This window comes from Streptomyces sp. OfavH-34-F (assembly GCF_022347745.1).
Classification (GTDB): domain Bacteria; phylum Actinomycetota; class Actinomycetes; order Streptomycetales; family Streptomycetaceae; genus Streptomyces.
Genome location: NZ_JAKRGC010000255.1, coordinates 1 through 9,455 on the forward strand (window position 1 = coordinate 1; position 9,455 = coordinate 9,455).

Consider the following 9,455-nt stretch of genomic DNA (forward strand, 5'->3'; position numbering starts at 1 on the left):
CCGCACCCGCCACAGCCCGTAATAGTGGGCGAGGCGGACGAGCGGGCGGTAGAGCGGGTAGGGAAGTAAACGGGGCAGCCGGCGGGCCCAGCGGTCCCGCGTGTCCTGGGAGTCGACGGCGTGGGCCGGGGCGGCGCGGGAGATCAGCGTGGACTTGCCGCTGCCGGGCAGTCCGGAGACCACCACGACGTCCCCGGCGGCGAAGCGCAGCGCGCGCGGGGAGCGCCCGGAGCGGCCGCGCAGATCCCGGACGAGCGGCGGGCCGGTGCCCGCGGTGGGGCGGGCGCGGGCGCCCGGCTGCGCGGGCAGCGCGCCCCCTGCGGGAACCTCGGTCCCCGCCGTCGTCGCGTAGCGCAACGTCATCGCCTCCCCCTGGCCGTACGGCCGACGCGTGCTCATGGGTACCTACCCCGGAAGTGTAAAGAAAAGGTAATGCGGCACAACGGTCCGACCCGCCGCGATCCCGCCGGGACCGGTGGCGGTCCCGGGGCCCCACTCACCCCCGGCGCGTGCGATGATGACCCCGCCAACTGCATACAGGCCGCTTGAATCCGCGCGGGAGAGTTCCGGCCGATGTGCCGGGCGCCGAAGGAGCAAGATCCTCCCTTGAATCTCTCAGGCCCCGTACCGCGTGGATGAGGCAGATCTGAAAAGCGAGCCGCTCCGCGGCTCCACCCAAGGTGCAAGCCGAACCCCTGCGGGGGCTTTCGGCGAACCTCTCAGGTTCCGATGACAGATGGGGAGGATCGTCCTCGCCGTCATGCCCTGGGAGCCCGTTTTCATGAGCACCACCCCCCGCCTCACCGCCCTCGATGCCCTGCATCGCTCGCTGGGCGCCACGATGACCGATTTCGCGGGCTGGGACATGCCGCTGCGCTACGCCAGCGAGCGCGACGAGCACAACGCCGTCCGCACGAAGGCGGGACTCTTCGACCTCTCCCACATGGGTGAGATCACCGTCACCGGGCCGCAGGCCGTGGACCTGCTGAACTACGCGCTGGTGGGCAACATCGGCACCGTCTCCACGGGCCGCGCCCGCTACACGATGATCTGCGCCGAGGACGGCGGCATCCTGGACGACCTGATCGTCTACCGGCTCGGCGACACCGAGTACCTGGTCGTCGCCAACGCGGGCAACGCCCAGCTCGTGCTCGACACGCTCACCGAGCGCGCGGCCGGCTTCGACGCCGAGGTGCGCGACGACCGCGACGCGTACGCGCTGCTCGCCGTCCAGGGCCCCGAGTCCCCGGCGATCCTCGCCGCCGTGACCGACGCCGACCTGGACGGCCTCAAGTACTACGCCGGGCTGCCCGGCACGGTCGCCGGGGTGCCCGCGCTCATCGCCCGGACCGGCTACACCGGCGAGGACGGCTTCGAGCTGTTCGTGGCGCCCGGCGACGCGGAGCGGCTGTGGCAGGCGCTCACCGAGGCGGGCGCCCCGCACGGCCTGATCCCGTGCGGGCTCTCCTGCCGCGACACGCTGCGCCTGGAGGCCGGCATGCCGCTGTACGGGCACGAGCTGACCACCGCGCTGACCCCGTTCGACGCCGGGCTCGGCCGGGTCGTGAAGTTCGAGAAGGACGGCGACTTCGTCGGCCGCAAGGCGCTGGAGGCCGCCGCCGGGCGCGCCGAGACCGCCCCGCCCCGCAAGCTGGTCGGCCTGATCGCCGAGGGCCGCCGGGTACCGCGCGCCGGCTTCGCCGTCGTGGCGGACGGCGAGGTCGTCGGCGAGGTCACCTCCGGCGCCCCCTCCCCGACCCTGGGCAAGCCGATCGCCATGGCGTACGTCGACGCCGCGCACGCCGAGCCGGGCACCGAGGGCGTCGCCGTGGACATCCGGGGCAGCCACGAGCCGTACCGGGTCGTGGCGCTGCCCTTCTACAAGCGGCAGAAGTAGCGCCGCGCCACGCGGGTCCGCCCCGCGTGACGTGACGCATTCCTGTCTCACACCGTAAGACCATCGTTCATCAGCACTCCCCCGCGTACAGGAGAATTCAGGTCATGAGCAACCCCCAGCAGCTGCGGTACAGCAAGGAGCACGAGTGGCTGTCGGCCGCCGAGGAGGGCGTGGCCACGGTCGGCATCACCGAGCACGCGGCCAACGCGCTCGGTGACGTCGTCTACGCGCAGCTCCCCGAGGTCGGTGACACGGTGACCGCGGGCGAGACCTGCGGCGAGCTGGAGTCGACCAAGTCGGTCAGCGATCTGTACTCGCCGGTCACGGGCGAGGTCACGGCCTTCAACCAGGCGGTCGTCGACGACCCGTCCCTGGTGAACTCCGCTCCCTTCGAAGGCGGCTGGCTGTTCAAGGTGCGCGTCGCGGAGGAGCCGGAGGACCTGCTCTCCGCCGACGAGTACACCGCGTTCTCCGGCAACTAGAGACCCCAAGGGACCATCTGATGTCGCTTCTCAACTCCTCCCTCCACGAGCTGGACCCGGACGTCGCCGCCGCCGTCGACGCCGAGCTCCTGCGCCAGCAGTCCACGCTGGAGATGATCGCCTCGGAGAACTTCGCTCCGGTGGCCGTCATGGAGGCCCAGGGCTCCGTCCTGACCAACAAGTACGCCGAGGGCTACCCCGGCCGCCGCTACTACGGCGGCTGCGAGCACGTCGACGTGGTCGAGCAGATCGCCATCGACCGCATCAAGGCGCTGTTCGGTGCCGAGGCCGCGAACGTGCAGCCGCACTCCGGCGCGCAGGCCAACGCCGCCGCGATGTTCGCGCTGCTCAAGCCGGGCGACACGATCATGGGCCTGAACCTGGCGCACGGCGGTCACCTGACCCACGGCATGAAGATCAACTTCTCCGGCAAGCTCTACAACGTGGTCCCGTACCACGTGGACGACACCGGTGTCGTGGACATGGCCGAGGTCGAGCGCCTGGCCAAGGAGTCCAAGCCGCAGCTGATCGTCGCCGGCTGGTCCGCCTACCCGCGTCAGCTGGACTTCGCCGCCTTCCGCCGCATCGCGGACGAGGTCGGCGCGTACCTGATGGTCGACATGGCGCACTTCGCCGGCCTGGTCGCCGCGGGCCTGCACCCCAACCCGGTGCCGCACGCCCACGTCGTCACCACCACCACGCACAAGACCCTCGGCGGTCCGCGCGGCGGTGTGATCCTCTCCACCCAGGAACTCGCCAAGAAGATCAACTCGGCGGTCTTCCCCGGTCAGCAGGGCGGCCCGCTGGAGCACGTGATCGCGGCCAAGGCGGTCTCCTTCAAGGTCGCGGCGGGCGAGGAGTTCAAGGAGCGCCAGCAGCGCACCCTGGAAGGCGCCCGCATCCTGGCCGAGCGCCTGGTGCAGCCGGACGTCACCGAGGCGGGCGTCTCCGTCCTGTCCGGCGGCACCGACGTGCACCTGGTCCTGGTGGACCTGCGCAACTCGGAACTGGACGGGCAGCAGGCGGAGGACCGGCTCCACGAGATCGGCATCACGGTCAACCGGAACGCCATCCCCAACGACCCGCGTCCGCCGATGGTCACCTCGGGGCTGCGCATCGGCACCCCGGCGCTGGCCACCCGCGGTTTCGGCGCCGAGGACTTCACCGAGGTCGCCGAGATCATCGCGTCGGCCCTCAAGCCGTCGTACGACGCGGACGACCTGAAGGCCCGCGTCGCGGCGCTGGCCGCGAAGTTCCCGCTGTACCCCGGTCTGAAGTAATCGGGTCGGCGCCTTCGCGCCTCCGGGAGGGGCACCGCGCACACTGAGAGGTGGGCGCGGTGCCCCGTCCCTTGTCCCCACCGCTCTGTCCTTGCTTTCCGGGCGCCCCGCCCGTACCGCACCACCCGGCAGACAACGACGTCTACCAACCCTGAGGAGTCACCCGTGGCCATCTCGGTCTTCGACCTGTTCTCGATCGGCATCGGCCCGTCCAGCTCCCATACGGTCGGCCCCATGCGCGCCGCCCGCATGTTCGCGCGCCGGCTGAAGAACGAGGGCCTGCTCGCCCACACCGCCTCGATACGGGCGGAACTGTACGGTTCCCTCGGTGCCACCGGCCACGGCCACGGCACCCCCAAGGCGGTCCTGCTCGGCCTGGAGGGCGAGTCCCCGCGCACCGTGGACGTCGAGGCCGCCGACGACCGGGTCGAGACGATCCGCACCACGGGCCGGATCAACCTCCTCGGCATGCACGAGATCGACTTCGACGCGGACGAGCAGCTGGTCCTGCACCGCCGCAAGGCCCTCCCGTACCACGCCAACGGCATGACCGTCTTCGCGTACGACACCGAGGGCGCCCCGCTCCTGGAGAAGACGTACTACTCGGTCGGCGGCGGCTTCGTCGTGGACGAGGACGCCGTGGGCGAGGACCGGATCGTGCTCGACGACACGGTCCTGAAGTACCCGTTCCGCACCGGCGACGAGCTGCTGCGCATGGCCCGCGAGACCGGTCTCTCGATCTCCTCGCTGATGCTGGAGAACGAGCGCGCCTGGCGCACCGAGGAGGAGATCCGGGCCGGGCTGCTGGACATCTGGCGGACCATGCGGGAGTGCGTGTCGCGCGGCATGTCCCGCGAGGGCATCCTGCCCGGCGGCCTCCGGGTCGGCCGCCGCGCCGCGAAGACCGCCCGCCAGCTGCGCGCGGAGGGCGATCCGCAGGCGCACGCCATGGAGTGGATCACCCTCTACGCGATGGCGGTCAACGAGGAGAACGCGGCGGGCGGCCGGGTGGTCACCGCCCCGACGAACGGCGCGGCCGGCATCATCCCCGCCGTCCTGCACTACTACATGAACTTCGCGGCGGGCGGCGCGACCGAGGCGGAGAAGGAGGACGGCGTCGTCCGCTTCCTGCTGGCCGCCGGCGCCATCGGCATGCTGTTCAAGGAGAACGCCTCGATCTCCGGCGCGGAGGTCGGCTGCCAGGGCGAGGTGGGCTCCGCCTGCTCGATGGCGGCGGGCGCCCTCGCCGAGGTCCTGGGCGGCACCCCGGAGCAGGTGGAGAACGCCGCCGAGATCGGCATGGAGCACAACCTGGGCCTGACCTGCGACCCGGTCGGCGGCCTCGTCCAGATCCCGTGCATCGAGCGCAACGGCATGGCCGCGGTGAAGGCGGTCACCGCGGCGAAGATGGCGCTGCGCGGCGACGGCAGCCACAAGGTCTCCCTGGACAAGGTCATCAAGACGATGAAGGAGACCGGCGCGGACATGAGCGTCAAGTACAAGGAGACCGCCCGCGGCGGCCTCGCGGTGAACATCATCGAGTGCTGACCGCCCCCGGGCCCGGCCCCGTGGCGGGCCCGGAAAACCGGTCCGGGCGGCTGTCGGCCATTGGCTAGGATGGATGCGGCCTGCAACAGCGCGCCACCGGCACGTTTCCGCGTCCGACCGGTGCACGGCGGCAGGAAATCCGACCTCGACTCCGTGCCGGGCCGCAGCCGGCCCTACGCAGCAGAAATTGGGAGCATCCGACGATGACTCGACACCTGATCACCAGCGCGCTTCCCTACATCAACGGGATCAAGCACCTGGGGAACCTGGTCGGGTCGATGCTCCCGGCGGACGTGTACACCCGGTATCTGCGCCAGCGCGGCGAGGACGCGCTGTACATCTGCGCCACCGACGAGCACGGCACCCCGGCCGAGCTGGCCGCGAAGGCGGCCGGGCTGCCGGTCGCGGAGTTCTGCGCGCGCCAGCACGACGCGCAGAAGGCGGTCTACGAGGGCTTCGGGCTCTCCTTCGACTACTTCGGCCGCAGCTCCTCCGCGCAGAACCGCGAGATCACCCAGCACTTCGCCCGCAAGCTCCACGAGAACGGCTTCATCGAGGAGCGGGCGATCCGCCAGGTGTTCTCGATCGCCGACGACCGCTTCCTGCCGGACCGCTACATCGTCGGCACGTGTCCGCACTGCGGGTACGACAAGGCGCGCGGCGACCAGTGCGAGAACTGCACGCGCGTGCTGGACCCGACCGACCTCATCGAGCCGCGCTCCGCGATCAGCGGCAGCAGCGAGCTGGAGGTCCGGGAGACCAAGCACCTCTTCCTCCTCCAGTCGAAGCTGTCCGGCGAGGTCGAGGCGTGGATCGACGAGACCGGTGACGAGTGGCCGCAGCTGGCCTCCTCGATCGCCCGCAAGTGGCTCACCGAGGGCCTGCACGACCGGGCGATCACCCGCGACCTGGACTGGGGCGTGCCGGTCCCGGCGGACACCTGGCCGGAGCTGGCCGCCGAGGGCAAGGTCTTCTACGTCTGGTTCGACGCCCCCATCGAGTACCTCGGGGCGACGAAGGAGTGGGCGGACCTGGAGCCGGAGTCCCGCGACTGGAAGTCCTGGTGGTACGAGGCCGAGGACGTCCGGTACACGCAGTTCATGGCCAAGGACAACGTCCCGTTCCACACGGTGATGTTCCCGGCCATGGAGATCGGCACCCGTGAGCCGGTCAAGCGGGTGGACCTGGTCAAGGCGTTCAACTGGCTCAACTACTACGGCGGGAAGTTCTCGACCTCGCAGCAGCGCGGGATCTTCTCCGACACGGCCCTGGAACTGCTGCCGGCCGACTACTGGCGCTACTTCCTGATGGCGCAGGCCCCCGAGTCGGACGACACGTCGTTCACCTGGGAGCTGTTCGCCACCTCGGTCAACAAGGACCTGGCCGACACCCTCGGCAACTTCGTCAACCGGGTGCTGTCCTTCTCCCGCAAGCGTTTCGGCGACGAGGTGCCGGCGGGCAAGGAGGCCGGCGAGGCCGAGCGGAAGCTGGGCGAGGAGATCGCGCGGCTGCTCGCGGAGTACGAGGGCCACCTGGAGGCGCTCCAGTTCCGCAAGGCGGCTCAGGCCCTGCGCGCGCTGTGGAGCGCGGGCAACTCCTACCTGGAGGAGAAGGCCCCCTGGCTGGAGATCAAGACCGACCAGGAGGGCGCGGCGCTGACCCTGCGCACCGCGATGAACCTGATCCACCTGTACGCGGTCGTCTCGGAGCCGTTCATCCCGGCGTCGGCGCGGGCCATGCGCGAGGCGTTCGCGCTGGCGGACGACTCGGCGACGTGGGTGGGCGCGGACGAGGCGCGCGCCCTGGCCTCGGTGCCGGCCGGGACCGCCTTCACGGTGCCGCCGGTGCTCTTCGCCAAGATCACGGACGAGGACCTGGAGGCCTGGCGCTCGCGCTTCGGCGCCCAGTAGTCCGCACGCGGTACGCCGTCGCCCGGCCGGGAGGTTTCCGGCCGGGCGTCCGGCGTTTTCGGGGGGTCCGGCGCCCTTCACCACCCTTCGAAATATTTCGAACCGTTGACCGAAACTTCCGGCGGCGCTAATCTGCCGCGTGCCCGGCCGGGGCACGCACGTGTGCATGGAGAAACCCCCACCACGCGGAGGGAACACCGCCATGAACCGAAGAACGCCGCTCCTCAGCCTGATCACGGCGGGGGCGCTCTGCGCGACCCTCGCCGTCGTCTCCCCGGCCAGCGGCGCCGGCGAGCCGGCCGACCGGGGCGGCGCGCCCGGCCCGCGCACCCGCGACGCGCACTGGGTGAGCACCTGGACGTCGATGCCGCAGCTGACGGAACCGTCCAACATGCCCCCGGCGCCCTACACCGGCGACGACTCCGTGCTCACCGACACGACGCTGCGGCAGACCGTCCACGTCACGACGGGCGGTGACCACATCCGGCTGCGGTTCTCCAACGCGTTCGGCGGCGCGGTGCTGCCCATCACCGAGGTCTCGGTGGCCCTGCCGCTGGACGGGAGGGCGGGCACCGGGGCGATCCGGCCGGGCAGCTCGCACCGGGTCACCTTCCGGGGGTCCGCCTCCATCGACGTACCGGCCGGGGCGCAGGCGGTGTCCGACCCGCTGGACTTCCGGCTGGCGCCGGGCTCCAACCTCACGGCGACGGTCTATCTGGCGACCGGGCAGGCGTCCACCGCGATCACCTCGCACCCGGGCTCCCGGACCACCTCGTACCTGCTGCGCGGCGACCACGTGCGCGACGAGGACCTGCCCGCGGCGACGACCACCGACCACTGGTACTTCCTCAGCGGCGTCGAGGTCTGGTCCCGGCGCTCCACCTCGGCGACGGCCGTGCTCGGGGACTCGCTGAGCGACGGCCGGGGCTCCACCACCAACGGCAACGACCGCTGGCCCGACGCCCTCCAGCGGCGGCTCGCGGACCGGCCCGGCGGCGCCCGCACCGCCGTGGTCAACCAGGCGGCCGGCGGCAACCGGCTGCTCGCGGACGGCCTCGGCCCCAACGGGCTGGCCCGGCTCGACCGCGACGTCCTGGCGCAGAGCGGCGTGGACCGGCTCATCGTCTTCGAGGGCGTCAACGACATCGGCACCGCGCCCGCCTCCCCGGCGGCCCAGAAGGACACTGCGGAGGCCGTCATCACGGCGTACGACCAGATCGTCACGCGGGCGCACGCCGCGGGCATCCGGGTGTACGGGGCGACGCTGACGCCGTTCGGCGGGAACACCGGCTACGACGATCCGGAGGGGCACCGCGAGGCGGCCCGGCAGCGGGTCAACGACTGGATCCGGACCAGCGGGCGGTTCGACGCCGTGCTCGACTTCGACCGGGCCGTCCGCGACCCGCGGCGGCCCGGCGCCCTGCGGGCCGCGCTGGACACCGGGGACCACCTCCATCTGAACCCGGCCGGCTACCGGGCCCTCGCCGAGGCCGTGCCGCTGCGCCTGTTCGGGCCGTCCACGCTCCCGTCGGGCTTCGGATACAACTGACCGCCGTATGGCCGCCGGGGCGTGACCGTGGTCTGCTGGACCACACGTCCGGCGAGTGCGGAAGGGGCGCGATGCCATGACAGCGCCGTCCGCGCCGTTCGCCGAGACCGTCCACGGCACCGTGCGCGGCGCGTACGAGGACGGGGTCGCCGTGTTCCGGGGCATCCCGTACGCGGCGGCCCCGGTCGGCGCCCGGCGCTTCCGGGCGCCCGCGCCGCCGGAGTCCTGGACCGGGGTGCGGGCGGCCACCGCGTACGGGCCGACGGCGCCCAAGCGGCCCTACGGCCCGCCGCTCGACCGGCTGTTGGCCGACCCCTCGGTGCCGGGCGAGGACTGCCTCAACCTCAACGTGTGGACGCCGGACCCCGCGGGTGCCGGGCTGCCCGTCCTGGTCTGGGTGCACGGCGGCAACCTGCTGCACGGCTCCTCCGCCCTCGCGCTGTACGACGGCACCGCGTTCGCGCGCGACGGGGTGGTGTGCGTGTCGGTCAACTACCGGCTGGGCGTGGAGGGGTTCGCCGTGCTCCCGGACGCGCCGGCCAACCGGGGGCTGCTCGACCAGCTGGCCGCCCTCGGCTGGGTGCGGGACAACATCGCGGCGTTCGGCGGCGATCCGGACCGGGTCACGCTGTGCGGGGAGTCGGCGGGCGCCATCGGCGTCGGGGCGCTGCTCACCGCGCCCCGGGCGCGCGGGCTGTTCCGGCGGGCGGTGCTCCAGAGCGGCGTCCCCTCCGCGCTTCCGGTGGCCGAGGCGCGGGGGACGACGGAGCGCGGCGCGCGGCGGAGATC

7 protein-coding genes, 1 pseudogene and 1 riboswitch are annotated in these 9,455 nt (G+C 72.1%); of the genes and pseudogenes, 7 read left to right on the top strand and 1 reads right to left on the bottom strand.

The window, feature by feature from the left end; genetic code table 11:
* Positions 1–363: pseudogene (locus MHW47_RS27070) on the bottom strand (ATP-binding protein); the annotation flags it as partial.
* A gap of 183 nt (positions 364–546) precedes the next feature.
* Positions 547–640, top strand: a riboswitch (glycine riboswitch).
* 141 nt (positions 641–781) lie between these two features.
* Between MHW47_RS27070 and gcvT the strand changes: the two are divergent.
* The 7 genes from gcvT to MHW47_RS27105 all read left to right on the top strand — a co-directional run.
* Positions 782–1,897, top strand: a complete 1,116-nt coding sequence (gene gcvT, locus MHW47_RS27075) for a glycine cleavage system aminomethyltransferase GcvT (RefSeq protein ID WP_239226388.1) — start codon at positions 782–784, stop codon at positions 1,895–1,897.
* A gap of 104 nt (positions 1,898–2,001) precedes the next feature.
* Positions 2,002–2,379: a glycine cleavage system protein GcvH gene (gene gcvH, locus MHW47_RS27080; RefSeq protein WP_239226389.1), complete on the top strand. Its 378-nt coding sequence runs from the start codon at positions 2,002–2,004 to the stop codon at positions 2,377–2,379.
* Between the two features lie 20 nt (positions 2,380–2,399).
* Positions 2,400–3,659 (top strand): serine hydroxymethyltransferase, encoded by a 1,260-nt coding sequence (glyA, locus tag MHW47_RS27085; protein ID WP_239226390.1) that lies wholly within the window; start codon positions 2,400–2,402, stop codon positions 3,657–3,659.
* Between the two features lie 165 nt (positions 3,660–3,824).
* Positions 3,825–5,207, top strand: a complete 1,383-nt coding sequence (locus tag MHW47_RS27090; RefSeq protein ID WP_239226391.1) for an L-serine ammonia-lyase — start codon at positions 3,825–3,827, stop codon at positions 5,205–5,207.
* A 203-nt stretch (positions 5,208–5,410) separates the two neighbouring features.
* Positions 5,411–7,117, top strand: a complete 1,707-nt coding sequence (metG, locus tag MHW47_RS27095; protein WP_239226392.1) for a methionine--tRNA ligase — start codon at positions 5,411–5,413, stop codon at positions 7,115–7,117.
* Positions 7,118–7,319: 202 nt separating this feature from the next.
* Entirely contained in the window at positions 7,320–8,666 is a 1,347-nt protein-coding gene (locus MHW47_RS27100) for an SGNH/GDSL hydrolase family protein (protein ID WP_239226393.1), read from the top strand.
* A gap of 76 nt (positions 8,667–8,742) precedes the next feature.
* A partial coding sequence (locus tag MHW47_RS27105) for a carboxylesterase family protein (protein WP_239226394.1) occupies positions 8,743–9,455 on the top strand: 713 nt, incomplete at its 3' end.